Source organism: Priestia sp. JNUCC 25, assembly GCF_053667915.1.
On sequence record NZ_CM132211.1, the window covers coordinates 2,408,659 to 2,425,579 of the forward strand.

Below are 16,921 nucleotides of genomic sequence, written 5' to 3' on the forward strand. Positions count from 1 at the left end.
TTGTTAGGAAATAGTGATAGACGCCTACGTCTGTATAGCGTTAAACATTATATAGGATAAAAATGAAGGATAGATGAGCGTCATAAGAATGCTCTATCTATCCTTTTTGTATTATTGGAAAACGTGAGTATAGTTTAAAAGCACAATCAAGCAGGTGCTGTTATAAATACACCTAGTCGAATAAAAGACCTCTCATCAGGAAAAGCTATAGTCAAAAACATGAGGGAGGTTCTTTTATGAAATTTGTAAATTTCTTAGCTAATCAGCGAGACAAACGACGGGAACAAATGAGCGAAGCAGGAATATGTCCAGATTGCTTAGGGAAACGATTCCACCATATTGGACTTTATTTTGTACATGTTTATGAGTGTCCGAGCTGTCAAGGTAAAGAGGAAAACTAAATACTTCGGCAAAAAGCTTCTATATTTATTTAAGAAGCTTTTTTTATTTAATCACGATTACAAGCCCAGTAGTTTGAAAAGAATTGTTCCTTTAGAACTAATAATAATGATAAGATTAAAAAAAGTAGCATCTAAGGTAATTCATACTCACTTTTACGTAAAAACCACTATTAGTAGAGAGATTATATAAAAAGGAGATTCCGCCATGGGTGAAAAAAAGAATATTGATATAGGTGGTCTTAGTTTTGCTTGGGATTTAGAAAAAGGACAATTTAGCTTTGAGGGAGAAGATGCGATCCTTTTTTGGATTACTTCTGCGATGAAAACATTGTTTGACACAATCGAAGAAATATCTGGAGAAGAGGCAGCTTCTGTAGTACTGGAAACCACTGGTTTCCGACAAGGATTAGTAGTAGGAGATTACTTTCAAAATATGAAAGGCGTAACGGTTTTTGAAGCGGCTGAGTTAATTACCAATACATACGCTTCGGCTGGATGGGGAAAAACTACTATCAAATATTTAAATCCTGAAAGTAAAACTCTATCTGCTGAATTAAAAGACAGCTGGGAACATAAAATTAACGTTGTGCAAAAGAAAACAAAGGGAGGAAATTTTCTTCCGGCCCATTATGCAGGGATTTTTACAGGACTATTCGGAACAAATATTTGGTACAAGGTGATTCAACATCAAATAGAAGGGCATGAATGCACCACAGTAGAATACTTCCCTTCTAACATTGATATCACTCAAAATATTCATCAACTAGCGAGAAGAAAAGAAGCGCAGAAAATAGAACATTTGCAAAACATTGTAGCAGAAAAAACAGCAGAGTTAAAAGATCTTATTAAAAAGCTTTCTTCTCCTATTATTCCGGTTTTGGAAGGCATAGTCGTCGTTCCTTTGATTGGCAAATATGACGAGGATCGAACGGAAGATTTAATTGTCAATACATTAAATAACCTCCCAAAACACCAGGCTAATTATCTTGTGCTGGATTTAACCGGATTGGATAAAGAACTTACTGAATATACGGCAAGTCTTATTGAAAAATTAGGTGCAGCAGCGTCCCTGATTGGTACGAAAACAATTTTAGTAGGAATTTCTGCTGACTTAGGGTTAGTTATATCAGAGACCCATATTGATTTATCAAAATATGATTGTTTTCAAACATTGCAGCACGGCATTCATTATGCATTGGCACAAAGCGGACGAAGCATCGTTTAAAAGATATATTTGAAATATAACAAAATGCACTCATTCAGCATTATAACAAATCTCTTTATCAAAGAACGGAAATGTATTGAAGGATTTTATTTTTCAAAAGAGGAATTGACATGAAACCAAAAGGTGTTATATTATTTTTATATAAAACTTTTTGGTGTTATTTTTTAAAAAGGAGAATGAAGATAACGATGAATGATAAAAGTGTAGTAGAAGATGTAAAACAGACGATAATATTTAACGCGCCGATTCAAAAAGTTTGGGATAAAGTAGCAACTGCAGAAGGGCTCCAACAATGGTTCATGCCTAATGATTTTCAGCCTCAGGTAGGATATGAATTTCATTTGCAATCGCCTTTTGGACCATCTCCGTGTAAAGTGTTAGAAATAGATGCACCAAACTATCTTTCTTTCTCTTGGGATACGGATGGATGGGTCGTTTCGTTTACCTTAAAAGAAATGGGTAATCAAACTGAATTTACACTTATTCATAGCGGGTGGAAAGAAGCTGAAACACTTCTTGAAAAAGCAAACGAAAAGAGTTCAGTAGTACGAGATAGAATGAGCTACGGGTGGATTAGTCTCGTAAATGAAAAACTTCGAAAGATTGTTGAAAACTAAATGACTTCATCAGCTCCCAAGCATGATATCTTTCAAGCCATTGCTGATCCTACTCGAAGAAAAGTACTTGAGCTGCTTTCTGAAAAAGAATTGCCTATTTCAGAAATAACGTCTCATTTTTCAATAAGCCGTACCGCTATTGTCAAGCATCTTCATATACTTTCAGAAGCAGACTTAGTCCATGGACAGAAAAAAGGCAGAGAAAAAGTGTATTATCTTCAGCCAGAGCCTTTAAAAGAAGTACAAGATTGGCTTTCTTACTACGAGCAATTTTGGACGAACAAATTATCTATTCTTCAGCATATTGTTGAAAGAGATGAAGAAGGAAATCAATAGAAAAAGCATAAAAACGTTTTTTATAGGGAATATAGCAAAGCCAGTCGTTAAAAAGACTGGCTGTTTTACATAAAAGCTGGTTTTATTCTAGAAGGACAAATAAAAGAAAGATGCAGAACAACATAGGACATTTCTTGAAATAAAAAGATAGACCTTTAGAAGAAAAAAGGGGGAAACAGAGCAATGAACAAGCTTTTATTTTACGGGACGAGCGATGCTCAAGGAGTGCCTCGATTATTATGTGACTGTAAAGTATGTACACAAAAAGATCAATTAAATCAGCGCACAAGGCCTAGTGCACAGTTTACAATGGACGGTAACGTGTTTTTGATTGACGTATCACCTGATTTTAAACATCAATTTCATTTATACAATAACAAAAAAATCCCTTCTACCGTTTTTATTACTCATCCTCACAATGACCATGTGGCTGGTTTAGGAGATTTAGCTGATTTATGCTATTGGAATAATGTGAATACAGAAGTCATAGGAGCGCCTGAAGTCATCAGCGAGTTAACCGAAAGATTTCCTTATCTCGCAAAAAGAAAAGGGCTTACCTTTAAAGGAACGTTAAAATGGGATAGTGGAGAAATAACGATTACGTTTCATAAAGTAAATCACGGATTTAACGGTCATTCCTACGGCATTGTGGTTCATCAAAAACAAGGCGAACGCTGGGCGTATGTATCCGATTCTTTTAATGTGACAAAAGAACAGTGGCAGCCTTTTTACCACTTAGATTTACTGATATTTGGTACATCTTTCTGGAAAGAATATCTTCAAAAAGAAAAAAGATCCGTATATGACGTGACAGAGGCAATGGAGGTCAAAGCGAAGCTACAGGCAAAAACCATGGTGTTTACTCATTTATCACATAATATTGATATCCGAAAGCACGCTGAGATGCTCTCAGATAAAAACGTAAGCTTTGCCTATGACGGACGCGAGATTTTATTACCCTAAAGCAATATATAAAGGCATAAAAGGTTTCATTTAAAGAAGCAGCGTAACTAAAGCGCTGCTTCTTTAAGTTTGTAAATTAGATATGTTCGATAAAGTTGCTCACAACTTTGTTAAATCGATCGCTTTCTTCAAGAAAAGGGCAGTGGCAGCTGTTCTCAAAAACTTCAAGTACAGAACCTGAAACTAGCTTTTGAATATGTCTTCCAGCTGCTACCGGAATGAGCTTTTCTTCTTTTCCAAAGCACAGTAAGGTAGGGATTGCAATAAACGGGAGAAAATCTCGATAGTCCACAATGGATTGATCAAACAAAATAGCACTGGCTATCGACTCAGGCATTTTCGTTACTTCTTTCATAATCCAATGTTTATCTTCTTCAGTTAATTCATCCTTAAACATAAGCGGAATAAAATTTTCTAATGTACTTGTTCGATCAAGCTGAATACCCTGCATGAGCGAAATAAGCGCAGGTAAATCAAATGCACCGATCGGAAAGTCGGGCCATTTAAAATCTGAAGCCATTTCATCTACAATAATATTTCCTTTTACATTTTCTTGACCAAATTGTTTCAAATATTCCCACACAACAAAAGCACCCATCGACCAGCCTACTAATATGACGTCTTTTAATTGATGAGTGGTTATAAACTCATGCACATCACGAGCATAAGTGGAAATTGTATGGCCGTATGGAGTATGACTTGAATTTCCATGTCCTCTTAAATCCAAAAGAATAGTTTGATACTGTTTTGAAAAAAAAGAAAGCTGGTTATGAAAAAAACGACTGCTCATCCAAACTCCGTGAATGAAAATAATAGGTGTCCCTTCCCCTTGTTGTTCATAGTACAAAGTTGCACCGTCTTTTAATGTATAAAAAGGCATTATTTTTGCCCCCAATCTCAAAGATTTATATCTCATCATGTATGCGCGGGCACATTCATGTAGAACGTATCACGTCAATAAAATTTTTAATGAAGAACAAATCCTAGAAGTGGACGCTTTGATATGTTATACTATTACAGGCTTAAATACTGTATGTTTTTGAAACAATCATTCACTGTAATACTTTTTAGATAGAAGCATCCTCATAAAAAGGATGTTGTTTTTGTCGTAATGTACCTTTAAGTAATGAATTGTTACCATCAATTCGGTTCACAATAACCGACCTACATGCATTATATCTTGCAAATATAAACAGATAGGTGGAAGAAGCAACATGACTGAAAGAAAACCATATCAAGTACTACTATATTATTTGTACACTCCAATTGAAAATCCTGAAGAGTTCACAGCTGAGCACTTGGCATTTTGTAAAGAGCTTGAATTAAAAGGACGCATTTTAATTGCGGCTGAAGGGATCAATGGAACGGTATCAGGGACAGTTGAACAAACAGATAAATACATGGAAACGATGAAAAATGATCCTCGTTTTGAAGGTATTGTATTTAAAATAGACGAAGCAGATGAACATGCGTTCAAAAAAATGCATGTGCGTCACCGCAAAGAATTAGTAACTCTTCGATTAGAAGAAGATGTGAATCCTCTTCGCGTAACGGGTAATTACTTAAGCCCAAAAGAATTTTATCAAGCGATGCAAGATGAGAATACGGTCGTAATTGATGCACGAAACGATTATGAATACGATTTAGGTCATTTCCGAGGAGCTGTTCGTCCGGATATTCAAAACTTCCGTGAGCTTCCTGAATGGATTCGCGACAACAAAGATCAGTTTGAAGATAAAAAGATCTTAACTTACTGCACAGGCGGTATTCGCTGTGAAAAATTCTCTGGATGGCTTCTTGAAGAAGGTTTCGAAGATGTAAGCCAGCTTCACGGAGGTATTGTAACATACGGAAAAGATCCTGAAGTACAAGGTGAACTATGGGACGGTCAGTGCTATGTATTTGATGAGCGCATTAGCGTACCAGTTAACCAAAAAGAGCATGTGATTGTCGGAAAAGACCACTTTACCGGCGATCCTTGTGAACGTTATGTTAACTGTGCAAATCCAGAATGCAATAAGAAAATCTTAGCTTCTGAAGAAAATGAACACAAATATTTACGCGCTTGTTCACATGAATGCCGAGTGAGCCCTCGTAACCGCTATGTAAAAGAACACGGTTTAACAGAAGAAGAGTTTGCAGCACGTGTTAAAGAATTAGAAAAAGAACACGTAACTTTATAATAAAAAAAGCAGCACGCTTTGTATAGCGTGCTGCTTTTTTTATGAAAAGATTCTCTTAGAACCTGGTGTTTAAAGAATGTCATACAACGGGTATTTATGAAAAAGGAAAGATGTTCCTAGCTTTTTTATTTGTTTAAAAGAATATTTTTTTGAGGAAGTCATAAAAAAAGCTTGTACATAAAAACGAAAAAGGAGCTTGAAAATGGAAGCGAAAATTGAAAAAAAGTACGATGGCCGTTTGCTTGAAGGACCCCTATGGGATGAAGAAAATCAAAAATTAGTGCTAGTAGACATCTTAGATAAAAAGCTTCTTACGTACGATCCAAAAACGACAACCTTAGAAGGTATTGCTCTTCCTTCAGTCGTTACAAGCGTTTCTAAAACCAATCATTCAAATTTGATTGTCTCCACCCGTAATCAGCTGCTTTTAGTTGATAAAAACAAAAAGAACCATGAAGAGTATATCCGCTTAGATACTCTTGAAAAAACCATGCGTTTTAACGATGGGAAATGTGATCCATATAATCGCTTTTGGATTGGAACGATGAGTGAAGAAGATGAAGAAGGAAAAGCCCAGCTGTACGTAGTAGATGAAAAAGGTGTCATTAAGAGCGCTAAAGAAGGATTGAGCGTGTCAAACGGGCTAGCATGGAATCGAACAGGAGACAAATTCTTTCTGGTTGATTCACCGAAAAATAAAATTATGTCTTATTCATTCTCTAAAGAAACAACAAGGCTCGAAGATGAAAAAGTGGTGATTGACCTTTCAGATATGGACGGGTTTCCTGATGGAATGACAATTGATGAACACGATCGATTATGGGTAGCACTTTGGGGAGGTTCGAAAGTCATTTGTGTAGATCCAGATAAAGGAGAAATTATAGAATCTATTCATCTTCCTGTTTCCAATGTAACCTGCTGTACATTTGGAGGAGACGATTTACAAACCTTATTTATCACCACAGCTAAGGAAGAAGAAAAATACGAAGAAGCTGCCGGCTCTCTTTTTTCATGCCGAGTAGGAGTAAAAGGCGTGCCGGCTTATACTTACGTGTACTAGATAAGCGCTTATCAAAATGTAAAGATTCCTAAAGCCCAGTAACGAGAGATGTTACATACAGCTTCTACAATTCCTTTACATTGTGTTCACTTCTTTACATTTTATTCTTTATGTGGAAGAGGAATAAAATATGGGGACAACGAATTTCCATAAAGAAGCCTTTTAAAGAATATGAACACTTCTATCGGGTAATAATGGGGAAAGGTACAAAAGGAGGAATTGTTTTGGAACAAACATTGTATGAAAAAGTGGGCGGACAAGAAGCTATTGAAAAAGTAGTTGATTATTTTTATTCTGAGCTCGTGTTAAAAGATGAAACGGTCAGTCACTTTTTTGAGCATACAGATATGGATAAACAGCGTCGACATCAAGCCAAGTTTATAAGCTTTGCCTTAGGTGGACCGAATCAATATTCAGGAAAGTCGATGGCCAAAGCACATGTAAATATGAATATTCAACCCGAACATTTTAATGCAATTGCTAAGCATCTTCACGATGCACTTGCTCACTTTAATGTTGAAGAGCCGGATATTGACCAAGCATTAAATAAAGTTGAATCCCTAAGAAATGATATTCAATATAAATAAATTATAAAAAAGAAGGTTACTGTGACCTTCTTTTTTTGTGCTCAAAGCTGTGATGTATGAAGGAAACATGGAAAAGACATCGTAATATGATAAAAATGCAATAGGTAAAAATATTTATCGAAAGTCTGGGAGTGGGGAGTATGTCAGCAATTAATGGGAAGCAATACGTAGAGAGAATTAATCAATTAAAAGCAAATGTATGGGTTGATGGCAAGCTCGTAACAGGCAATATATCAGAACATCCGGCTTTTAAAGGAGCCATTAACAGTCAAGCTAAACTTTATGATTTTCAGCATGATAAAAAAATTAAAGATATCATGACATACCAATCTCCGGATTCTGAAGATTTTTTTGGTACATCTTATTTACAGCCTACAACAAAAGAAGAGTTGAAAAAACGACGAGAGATGACTCAGCAATGGGCGCAATTAACCCATGGTATGATGGGAAGAAGTCCGGATTATATGAATACCGTATTGATGGCTTTTGCATCCTCTGCAGAACTTCTGAGAGGAACAGAAAACTGCTTTCCTGAAAACATCATTTCTTATTATGAATATGTGAGAGAGCACGATTTATCGCTCACTCATACATTCATCGATCCTCAAGTCAATCGAATCCAATTTTATTACGAGCAAAACGACGAACCGATAGCAGCAAAAATAATTGATAAAAACAATGAAGGAATCGTTATTCAAGGCGCGAAACTGCTTGCTACACAGGGTGGAATGACGGATGAGCTGCTCGTACTGTCTTCAGCGGGCATTCAAGGAAAAGAAAAAGGATTTGCTTTTTCGATTCCAAGTAATACAAAAGGAATTAAATTTATTTGTAGAGAATCATTTGCAGGAAAAGATTCGGCGTTTGATTATCCATTAAGTTCTAGATTTGAAGAAATGGACACAATTGTTGTCTTTGACCATGTATTAGTACCGTGGAACCGCGTGTTTTTCTATGAAAATGTAGACGTATCAAATACATTCCTTGCTTCTAGTTCCTTCTCAGCTTTTGCTCTGCATCAAGTAACTTCAAGGAGAATTGTCAAAACAGAGTTTGTATTAGGGATTGTACAATCTCTGATTGAAACCATTAACATTATAGACTATCCGCATGTACGAGAAAAAGCAACGGAGCTTATTATTGCGTTAGAAACGATGAAAGCTCTCGTGATGAAAGCAGAAGAAGAAGCGGAGATTGATCCATGGGGATACATGCGCCCGAATGAAACTACACTTCGTATTGCCGCAAATATATTTTCAAAAACCTATCCTACCTTTACAGAGATTATCCAGCTTTTAGGTGCAAGCGGACTAATGGCAATACCAACAGAAAATACGTGCCGCTCATTGGTTAAAGAAGATATTACGCGTTATTTGCAAGCTAAATCGAGAGGGGCAGAAGATCGTATTAAGCTTTTTCGACTAGCGTGGGATTTAACTATGAGTCCGTTTGGCACAAGGGAAACACTGTATGAACGTTTTTTCTTTGGGGAGCCTGTACAGTTAACCAGTTATCTGTACTTATCTTACGATAAAGAGCGCTATGTACAGAGAGTAACCGATTTTTTGAAAAGTTAACGGAGGAAACGAATCTCCGCTGGGTATGATAGTTTCGTTACAAAAACAGCGGAGATGATTATTGGATAAATTTAAAAAATATGCAATAATTTTCAGGGAATCATTTCTGTGAAAATACTAAGGAATACTATAAAGATAGGATGTTACAATGAAGCAATTAATCTATTTTGGTTTAGAACAAGCAAAATCTTGTGTTTTTCCTGTTATCATTTTTCTTACATTGGCTATGACAAAAATAATTGAAGTACCATTTATTTCTAGATATGACCTTATTTTATTAGTCTGTCTAGGAACTCAAATTTTAATGGTGATGTTTAAACGAGAAACTCTTGATGAAGTAAAAGTCATCGCAGTATTTCATTTAATTGGACTAGCGTTAGAACTCTACAAAGTTCATATGGGATCATGGAGCTATCCAGAAAAAGCTTTCACTAAAGTCTGGGGTGTTCCGCTGTACAGCGGATTTATGTATGCTAGTGTAGCCAGCTACATGTGCCAAGTGTGGAGAAGGCTTGAATTAAAGCTTACGAATTGGCCTTCTACGTGGATCGTCAGTATACTAAGTATGGCTATTTACCTTAATTTTTTCACGCATCATTTTATTTACGACTTCCGCTGGTTTTTAAAACTTTTTACTTTACTTATTTTTTATCGAACTTTTGTATATTTTACGGTTAACAAATGTACATATCACATGCCTTTAGTATTGTCTTTTGTATTGATTGGCTTTTTCATTTGGATCGCTGAAAATATCGCAACATTTTTCGGGGCATGGCAGTATCCAGATCAACAGCAGCAGTGGACAATGGTTCATATAAGTAAAATTAGCTCTTGGCTTCTTCTTGTGATTGTTAGTTTCTTGATTGTTGCTTTACTAAAGCATTTAAAAGAAAATCAAAGCCAATTTAATCAAAGGAAGAAATCAAAAGAAACAAACGAAATATATGAAAGATAGAAACATAACTATGTACACGCTGTTAATATGAAGTGCAGAAACTTTGGAGGCTTATATGCAAGAATATATTTTTTATCTTCCCTATTTTAAATCAGCGGGGAAGACCGTAGCAGTTACAAATAAAAATGGAGAAAACGTCGGACAACTTAAGAGAATGCATAAGAATATGTGGACTAAAAGTATTGATTTTTTAACTCGTGATGGACTTCCAGTTTTAGATTCTATTTCTTGGTTTCCTATCTTTTCCTGCGGCTTAAAGGTACATTTACAAGTTCAATGGGAAGGAAGAACGGTGCTTATTGATCACGTGAAAAAACACCGGTGGGTGATAAAAGAAAATGGAAAAACAGTGGGGGATCTATTAGGTAAAGGAATAATTAAAAACGAAGGACAACAAGAAATTAGATGGGGAAATAACGTCTACATGTTAAGCAGTCATGAAGCCGTAGAGGAAGCGTGTATTTTTAATCAAAAAAGAGAAAAAGTCGCAGAGTTTAAAACAGACCTTTTTCATTTTAAAGAAGGCAAACACTCAATAAGAGTAATAGAAGAACTGCCCGTACCCATTTTTATCGCTTCTTACTATATAACTACTTTTATTATGCCATACATATAATCAGGCGCAGAATGATTCTGCGCCTGATTTTTATATCATGATTTTACAAATATCATTTGTGAATTCAACGGGATCACTAATAGATAAGCCTTCAATTAGAAGAGCTTGGTTATATAATAAATTTGTATAAAGGTCTAATTTCCCTTTATCACTTTCAAATGCATCTTTTAAAGAAGCGAATACATCATGATTTACGTTAATTTCTAACACTTTCTCTGCTTTTACATGCTGATTATCAGGCATAGCACTTAAAATTTTCTCCATTTCAATCGTTACTTCACCATCAGCTGATAAGCAAACGGGATGTGTTTTTAAACGTTTAGACGCGCGCACATCTCCTACTTTTCCCGCTAAAGCTTTTTTCATATAGTCAAATAGCTCTTTATTTTCTCTTTCCTCAGACTCATTGAGCTGTTCTTCTTCTGCTTCAATCCCTAAGTTACTGCTTGAAACAGATTTAAATTCTTTTTCTTCGTACGTCATTAACATTTTAATGGCAAATTCATCGATATCTTCTGTAAAATACAGAATTTCGTACCCTTTATCTGCAACCAATTCTGCTTGAGGAAGTTTTTCAATTCGGTCGTACGATTCGCCTGATGCATAATAGATATACTTTTGATCCTCAGGCATGCGCGATACATACTCATCTAGTGTTACGAGCTTTTTCTCTGTAGAAGAATAGAATAAAAGCAGGTCTTTTAATACGTCTTTGTTGCTGCCAAAGTCACTGTAAACGCCGTACTTCAGCTGGCGGCCAAATGATTTATAAAACTTCTCGAACTTTTCACGTTCGTTTTTAAGCAAGCTTTTTAATTCATTTTTGATTTTCTTGCCGATGTTTTTGGCAATCAGCTGAAGCTGGCGGTCTTGCTGCAAAATTTCACGTGAAATATTAAGAGATAAATCTTCAGAATCTACCATACCTTTTACAAAGCTAAAGTAATCTGGAAGAAGGTCTGCACATTTATTCATAATTAAGACGCCGTTTGAATACAGTTCAAGCCCTTTTTCAAATTCTTTTGAGTAGTAGTCAAACGGACTATTTTCTGGAATAAATAAAATGGCATTGTAGCGAATCGTTCCATCCACATTAATATGAAGGTGAGTGAGCGGTTTATCAAATCCGTAGCGCTTTTCTGAATAAAACTGCTCATAGTCTTCTGAAGTCAATTCATTTTTGTTTTTCTTCCAGATCGGTACCATACTGTTGATAACTTGCTCTTCTGTATAATCTTCTAGCTCGTTATCAGAACCTTCTTTAGGACGTTTTTCCGTTATGTCCATTTTAATCGGGTAGCGGATAAAGTCTGAATACTTTTTAATGATCTCTTTTAAACGATACTCTTCTAGATACTCATCATATGTTTCATCTTCTGTATTTTCTTTAATTTTTAAAATGATTTGAGTCCCAACCGTTTCTTTTTCGCAAGGTTCGATTGTATAACCATCGGCACCAGTAGATTCCCATTTATAGGCTTCACCGCTGCCTAACGCTTTACTAATCACCGTTACGACATCTGCCACCATAAACGCTGCGTAAAACCCAACGCCGAATTGGCCGATAATCGTGTGCCCGTCCTTTGTTTCATTTTCGTTTTTAAACGCAAGGGAACCGCTTCGCGCAATTGTGCCCAAGCTGCTTTCAAGCTCTTCTTGCGTCATGCCAATCCCAGTATCCGTAATGGTTAAGATACGGTTAGTTTTATCTGGTGTTACTTTTATGTAATAGCTTTCTTTGTTAAAACGCAAGGAGTCGTCTGTTAAAGCTTTGTAATAAATTTTATCGATTGCATCGCTTGAATTTGATAGAAGTTCTCTCAAAAATACTTCTTTTTGAGAATAGATGGAATTAATCATCATCTCTAATAATCGCTTTGATTCGGCTTTGAATTCTTTTTTTGACATAAGAAGTTCTCCTTTCCAAATAGGGCTTGTAAAACAATTAGCACTTCAGTGGATAGAGTGCTAATCACTCTTCTTATTTAACATGTATTAGGATATTTGTCAATATATTAGGAGATTCACTAAAGAGATTAAAAATTAGACTGAAAAAAGCAAACTTTTAAAAAAAGGTTGAACGTTCTGAAAGAGTTTGCTAGAATATACTTAATTTCAAAGACTATATGTGACTGGCGAAACGCGGATAACCGTGAGGAAGCATATAGTGACGTAGCCGTTCGCCTGGGCAGAGGTAAGGGATTAATACATATCTCTTACCTCTTTCTGTTTAGGGGGAGAGGATATAGAAGTTACCAGACATGTAGGCTGAAAAACCAGACTTTTAAAAAAATTAAAAACGAAGTTCCTTTATTCAAAGGTAAAAACATGTAAAACTACGATGATAATCAGAGGAGAGTACAAAATGAGCACATTAACATTGGAAAAAGTACAAACAATCAAAACATTAAACAACATTGCACAAAAAGGTCTAAATGTTTTTAATCAAGAAGGTTATCAAATTGACAATGACAGCGAAAACCCAGATGCGATTGTCGTGCGTAGCTTTAACATGCACAGCATGGCATTTGACCAAAATTTAAAAGCTATTGCACGAGCTGGAGCAGGGGTTAATAATATACCAGTGGACGCTTGCACGGAGCAAGGTATCGTTGTATTTAATACGCCAGGAGCTAATGCAAACGCAGTAAAAGAAATGGTTTTAACTACAATTATGGCTTCTTCTCGTAACTTATTTGCTGGAGTTGAATGGACAAAAGGATTAGACGGCCAAGGTGATCAAATTCCTAAGTTAGTTGAAGCAGGCAAAAAACAGTTTGTTGGAAAAGAAATCAAAGGTAAAACGTTAGGCGTTATTGGTTTAGGTGCAATTGGTGCTCTTGTAGCAAACGATGCGCTTGATTTAGATATGGACGTAATTGGTTTTGATCCATTCATTTCTGTTAATACAGCTTGGAATTTGTCTCGCAACGTACAGCGTGCAATGTCTCTAGAAGAACTATTTGCAGCATCTGACTATATTACGGTTCACGTTCCATTAACGGACGATACAAAAGGTGTTTTCAATAAAGAAACGTTTAGCATCATGAAACCAGATGTTCATATCTTGAACTTCTCACGCGGTGAGCTTGTAAACGAAGAAGATATGAAAGCTGCTCTTGAAAGTGGAAAAGTTGGCCGATACATTACAGATTTCCCAAATCAAAATGTCTTGAACATGAAAAATGTTGTGCCAATTCCTCATCTAGGGGCATCAACTCAAGAATCAGAAGAAAACTGTGCGGTAATGGCAGCACGTCAAGTGAAAAATTTCTTGGAAACAGGAAACGTTAAAAACTCAGTGAACTTCCCGAACGCATCTCTTCCTTACACTGGGAAAAAACGCGTAGCTGCTTTCCATCACAACGTGCCGAATATGGTAGGACAACTTACGCAAGTATTCTCAAACTACAATTTAAACATCGCAGATATGGTGAACAGAAGCCGCGGTGAATATGCGTATACAATGATCGATATTGACAATCAAGTAAGTGACGAGATTGTGCCTGAGCTAGAAGAAAAAATCGGTCAAATTGAAGGAATTATTACAAGTCGTATTATCTAATTTGGTTCCCGTCATATTTTAGTGTTACAGCCCTAACTTAGAAAAGTTAGGGCTGTTTTTACATGGTGTTTACCTCATATCATTTCCTTTATTCTCATAGCATATAGAAATACCTTTAAAGAGGTGAACGTTTTGTCAGGAGAACTGATAGGAATTTTGATAGGGTCGCTCATCGCGCTGGCAGGAACATTCATTACGTCTGTCGTAGCTATAGTGATGTCGAAAGAGCAATACAAACAAGAGCTTCGCAAAGCATTTATCCAAAAGAAAGTTGATGCCTATACCCATGTGTGTCAAGTTATTCTAGCTATAAAAAATGATTTACTTACAAAAACCGTTTCTTCAGCCGGCTTAAACTGGACGGCTCAATCTATTAACAAACTAGCAGATGTGTGTATTACGGAAGGACTATGGATCGATGAAGAAGACAGCAAAAAGTTGGAGGTTCTGCAGAAGCAGCTTTCAAAGTTTGTATTTGATGAAATAGAACTGTCTAGACATGATATCCTCACAACCTGTTATAAAATTGTTGAATATTGTGAAAAAAAGGTAAGAATTCTTCATTTTATGACCACAAAAGAATAGGTGATTACTACTTTAAGAAGTGATAGTAGAAATATTAAAAAAGCATTGGAATATAAAATTACAAAACAATCCGTTTATATACCAGCAGCCGACGAGGACATTAGTAAGTGATGAAGACGGTAAATTTATCTTTTCAAACAACGGTTCCTACGTTATTTTTCTAGTTTCTCCGGGAAATAAAGAAATTAAAGCTGAAATTGCATATAGATGTTTTGAAAAAAACGTAAGAAGGACTGTTAACTGAATAGGTCTTAGCGATTGTATGAGAAGTGTATGAGCTATTTCATATTTAGTACAGTTCTTAAAAAACAGTAAGCGTTTATGAAAAGAACTTTGCAGCAGCATACAAAGTTCTTTTTTATAGCTTGCGTTTTTTCGTTCGATTGTGGATATAACCAAAGAAAAACAAAGCAAGCAAAAGTATGATTCCGACTAAACAAGCGATTTGAATGGTATTTAAGGATGTTGAGGACTCAAGGATTAAAGCGATAATACATAAAACTAAGCCACCTAGTACAATAGTAAATCGATTAACACTGTATAAAAAACGAATGCCGTATTTTTTATATAGCAGCAGGGAGGAAGCAAAAAGACGACTGTTATAGAACGAATGCCAAATACAGCTGATATACTAATCACCTCTTTGTAGAATGAAGTAACCTTTTTGTCCAGGTAAGGGTAAGCATCCTTAACATCTCACGTTAATGTCTAAATTCACATTATCTTAAGTTTCAATTCATACTGGCTTCATATAAATTAATCATACTGAATGTATTAATGAAAGATATGAGGTGGAATAATGCTAAACAAGCTTTTTAAACTATTTACACAAGAAACCGAGATATCTAAAGATAAAGAAGTAGATCTCCACGACGAGAGCGATTTTAACGAAGTTTGTGATGATCATTTCATTATAGATGAGTATTAGAAACCCTACAAAATGCTCCAAAAGTTAAAGAATGGATTGAGTATATCTGTATAACCAGTAATTGCACAAGGGCCGTAAAGGTATACTTTTACGGCCGATTAATATTGATGAATTGCTTTTTACATGAAACAATGTGAAAAAAATGGGCATCCTAGAAGCAAAAGGAGGGGATAGAATGGGCAAAGAACCAAACGATGAAACAAGTGAAGGGCTGAATCAGCTTTTTGAAATCATCAATGCAAAAGGCGACGAGGGCGAACTTAGAGAAATTGTCAGCAGGAGCAGTGATAAGAATAATCATAAAAATCATGAGGATCAATCGTAAAAAGAAAATAAAAAACCTCTTCATGGAAATCATGAAGAGGTCAGATGAAATAGTATTGCAACCATTCCATCCTGCAGAGTTTTAAAGTATTTTAAACTCTTGATACGACTGGTTTTATGGAACTGATGGGATTCGAACCCACGACCCCTTGTCTGCCAGACAAGTATTCTCCCACTGAACTACAGTCCCGATTATGTAGAGCCTTTATTGCGTGTTGACTCTACTATATTTTAATACGTATGCCGCGCGTTCGCAATAGTTATTTTCAGTGTTTTCTAATTTCTTCATATGAATATTAACTTCTAAAAAAATCATTTACTTCTTGTTTGTACGTATAAAAAAAGCTTGGAATTTGGCTTGGTTCCAATCCTTTTGCAGCGTATTTGCTGATGGATTCGTAGTACCATTTCTGCTTTTCGAATCCTCTTTTAAAGCTATTCCAAATCGTATCTCCTTGCTGATCGTAGCTTTCTTTTAAAGACCGTAAATTGTCTAATTTATCTGCTACAATTAAAGATTTCACTTCAAGAGAACCAGTTTTCACAATTTGAATTGTATGCTGTTTACGTTCTTCCCAGCTTTTTGATTTGTTTTCTGTATGAGCTTCAACAATCCCCGCTACCTCTAAACCAAATCTTTGTACAATTTCTTCGAGTGTTACACTTGTATCTTCTACAGCATCATGCAGATAAGCTGCTGCAATTACTTCTTCACTAAAACCCGCTTTTTCTAAAATATTACCTACGTTAATAGGGTGAACAATATAAGGTGTATCGGACAGCTTGCGCATTTGGCCGCTATGAGCGTGTTCTGCATATCTACGTGCTTCTTTTATTAAAGACATCATATTCCTCCACTTTTTTTATACAGTATATCTTCATATTATTAGTATAAACGAATATAGCTCTCCTCACTTTATAAAATTGCGCAAATTCATTTCTTATAATAAGGTAAGGCTATCAAAAGCCCTTGTTATTGTACGGTTTTTTATAAAGCCT

General features: G+C 35.8%; 19 protein-coding genes, 1 tRNA gene and 1 riboswitch. Of the genes, 16 read left to right on the forward strand and 4 right to left on the reverse strand.

Annotation, left to right across the window (positions count from 1 at the left end; genetic code table 11):
- Positions 1 to 236: 236 nt before the first annotated feature.
- The 5 genes from JNUCC25_RS12210 to JNUCC25_RS12230 all read left to right on the forward strand — a co-directional run bounded on the left by JNUCC25_RS12210 (position 237) and on the right by JNUCC25_RS12230 (position 3,542).
- Positions 237 to 401: a hypothetical protein gene (locus JNUCC25_RS12210; RefSeq protein ID WP_171843216.1), complete on the forward strand. Its 165-nt coding sequence runs from the start codon at positions 237 to 239 to the stop codon at positions 399 to 401.
- Positions 402 to 606: 205 nt separating this feature from the next.
- The gene (locus JNUCC25_RS12215; protein ID WP_064471684.1) at positions 607 to 1,626 is read left to right on the forward strand and encodes an STAS domain-containing protein; all 1,020 of its coding nucleotides are present in this window, start codon (positions 607 to 609) and stop codon (positions 1,624 to 1,626) included.
- A 188-nt stretch (positions 1,627 to 1,814) separates the two neighbouring features.
- Entirely contained in the window at positions 1,815 to 2,243 is a 429-nt protein-coding gene (locus tag JNUCC25_RS12220) for an SRPBCC family protein (protein WP_029321843.1), read from the forward strand.
- Positions 2,244 to 2,579: an ArsR/SmtB family transcription factor gene (locus tag JNUCC25_RS12225; protein ID WP_013057109.1), complete on the forward strand. Its 336-nt coding sequence runs from the start codon at positions 2,244 to 2,246 to the stop codon at positions 2,577 to 2,579.
- A 183-nt stretch (positions 2,580 to 2,762) separates the two neighbouring features.
- Complete coding sequence (locus JNUCC25_RS12230; protein WP_064471685.1) at positions 2,763 to 3,542, forward strand: MBL fold metallo-hydrolase; 780 nt, start codon at positions 2,763 to 2,765, stop codon at positions 3,540 to 3,542.
- Between the two features lie 76 nt (positions 3,543 to 3,618).
- On the opposite strand, the gene JNUCC25_RS12235 is transcribed toward JNUCC25_RS12230, so the two are convergent.
- Entirely contained in the window at positions 3,619 to 4,422 is an 804-nt protein-coding gene (locus JNUCC25_RS12235) for an alpha/beta fold hydrolase (RefSeq protein WP_171843217.1), read from the reverse strand.
- Between the two features lie 334 nt (positions 4,423 to 4,756).
- Between JNUCC25_RS12235 and trhO the strand changes: the two genes are divergently transcribed.
- The 6 genes from trhO to JNUCC25_RS12265 all read left to right on the forward strand — a co-directional run bounded on the left by trhO (position 4,757) and on the right by JNUCC25_RS12265 (position 10,520).
- Positions 4,757 to 5,725, forward strand: a complete 969-nt coding sequence (trhO, locus tag JNUCC25_RS12240) for an oxygen-dependent tRNA uridine(34) hydroxylase TrhO (protein WP_029321849.1) — start codon at positions 4,757 to 4,759, stop codon at positions 5,723 to 5,725.
- A gap of 202 nt (positions 5,726 to 5,927) precedes the next feature.
- A complete protein-coding gene (locus JNUCC25_RS12245; RefSeq protein ID WP_016764166.1) occupies positions 5,928 to 6,785 on the forward strand; it encodes an SMP-30/gluconolactonase/LRE family protein in 858 nt (285 codons plus the stop codon).
- 224 nt (positions 6,786 to 7,009) lie between these two features.
- Positions 7,010 to 7,372 (forward strand): group I truncated hemoglobin, encoded by a 363-nt coding sequence (locus tag JNUCC25_RS12250; protein WP_029321851.1) that lies wholly within the window; start codon positions 7,010 to 7,012, stop codon positions 7,370 to 7,372.
- Positions 7,373 to 7,512: 140 nt separating this feature from the next.
- Positions 7,513 to 8,949, forward strand: a complete 1,437-nt coding sequence (gene hpaB / locus JNUCC25_RS12255; RefSeq protein WP_029321854.1) for a 4-hydroxyphenylacetate 3-monooxygenase, oxygenase component — start codon at positions 7,513 to 7,515, stop codon at positions 8,947 to 8,949.
- Between the two features lie 148 nt (positions 8,950 to 9,097).
- Positions 9,098 to 9,904 carry a DUF817 domain-containing protein gene (locus tag JNUCC25_RS12260; RefSeq protein WP_064471688.1) on the forward strand — a complete coding sequence of 269 codons (807 nt, stop codon included), beginning with the start codon at positions 9,098 to 9,100 and terminating at the stop codon, positions 9,902 to 9,904.
- Between the two features lie 55 nt (positions 9,905 to 9,959).
- The gene (locus JNUCC25_RS12265) at positions 9,960 to 10,520 is read left to right on the forward strand and encodes a tubby C-terminal domain-like protein (protein WP_064471689.1); all 561 of its coding nucleotides are present in this window, start codon (positions 9,960 to 9,962) and stop codon (positions 10,518 to 10,520) included.
- A 30-nt stretch (positions 10,521 to 10,550) separates the two neighbouring features.
- Here JNUCC25_RS12265 and htpG read toward each other — a convergent pair whose 3' ends face one another.
- Positions 10,551 to 12,428 carry a molecular chaperone HtpG gene (htpG, locus tag JNUCC25_RS12270; protein ID WP_078081855.1) on the reverse strand — a complete coding sequence of 626 codons (1,878 nt, stop codon included), beginning with the start codon at positions 12,426 to 12,428 and terminating at the stop codon, positions 10,551 to 10,553.
- Positions 12,429 to 12,638: 210 nt separating this feature from the next.
- A riboswitch (ZMP/ZTP riboswitch) is annotated at positions 12,639 to 12,717 on the forward strand.
- Between the two features lie 168 nt (positions 12,718 to 12,885).
- Between htpG and JNUCC25_RS12275 the strand changes: the two genes are divergently transcribed.
- The 5 genes from JNUCC25_RS12275 to JNUCC25_RS12295 all read left to right on the forward strand — a co-directional run bounded on the left by JNUCC25_RS12275 (position 12,886) and on the right by JNUCC25_RS12295 (position 15,923).
- Complete coding sequence (locus JNUCC25_RS12275) at positions 12,886 to 14,085, forward strand: phosphoglycerate dehydrogenase (protein ID WP_013057119.1); 1,200 nt, start codon at positions 12,886 to 12,888, stop codon at positions 14,083 to 14,085.
- A 123-nt stretch (positions 14,086 to 14,208) separates the two neighbouring features.
- Complete coding sequence (locus tag JNUCC25_RS12280; protein WP_223272356.1) at positions 14,209 to 14,670, forward strand: hypothetical protein; 462 nt, start codon at positions 14,209 to 14,211, stop codon at positions 14,668 to 14,670.
- Between the two features lie 19 nt (positions 14,671 to 14,689).
- Positions 14,690 to 14,914 carry a DUF6143 family protein gene (locus tag JNUCC25_RS12285; RefSeq protein WP_029321863.1) on the forward strand — a complete coding sequence of 75 codons (225 nt, stop codon included), beginning with the start codon at positions 14,690 to 14,692 and terminating at the stop codon, positions 14,912 to 14,914.
- Between the two features lie 555 nt (positions 14,915 to 15,469).
- Entirely contained in the window at positions 15,470 to 15,598 is a 129-nt protein-coding gene (locus tag JNUCC25_RS12290) for a hypothetical protein (protein ID WP_255260860.1), read from the forward strand.
- A gap of 175 nt (positions 15,599 to 15,773) precedes the next feature.
- A complete protein-coding gene (locus JNUCC25_RS12295) occupies positions 15,774 to 15,923 on the forward strand; it encodes a hypothetical protein (protein WP_171843218.1) in 150 nt (49 codons plus the stop codon).
- A gap of 117 nt (positions 15,924 to 16,040) precedes the next feature.
- Here JNUCC25_RS12295 and JNUCC25_RS12300 read toward each other — a convergent pair.
- Positions 16,041 to 16,112, reverse strand: a tRNA-Ala gene (locus tag JNUCC25_RS12300).
- Between the two features lie 106 nt (positions 16,113 to 16,218).
- On the reverse strand, positions 16,219 to 16,767 hold the full coding sequence (locus JNUCC25_RS12305; protein WP_013057123.1) for an HD domain-containing protein: 549 nt from the start codon (positions 16,765 to 16,767) through the stop codon (positions 16,219 to 16,221).
- Between the last annotated feature and the right edge of the window lie 154 nt (positions 16,768 to 16,921).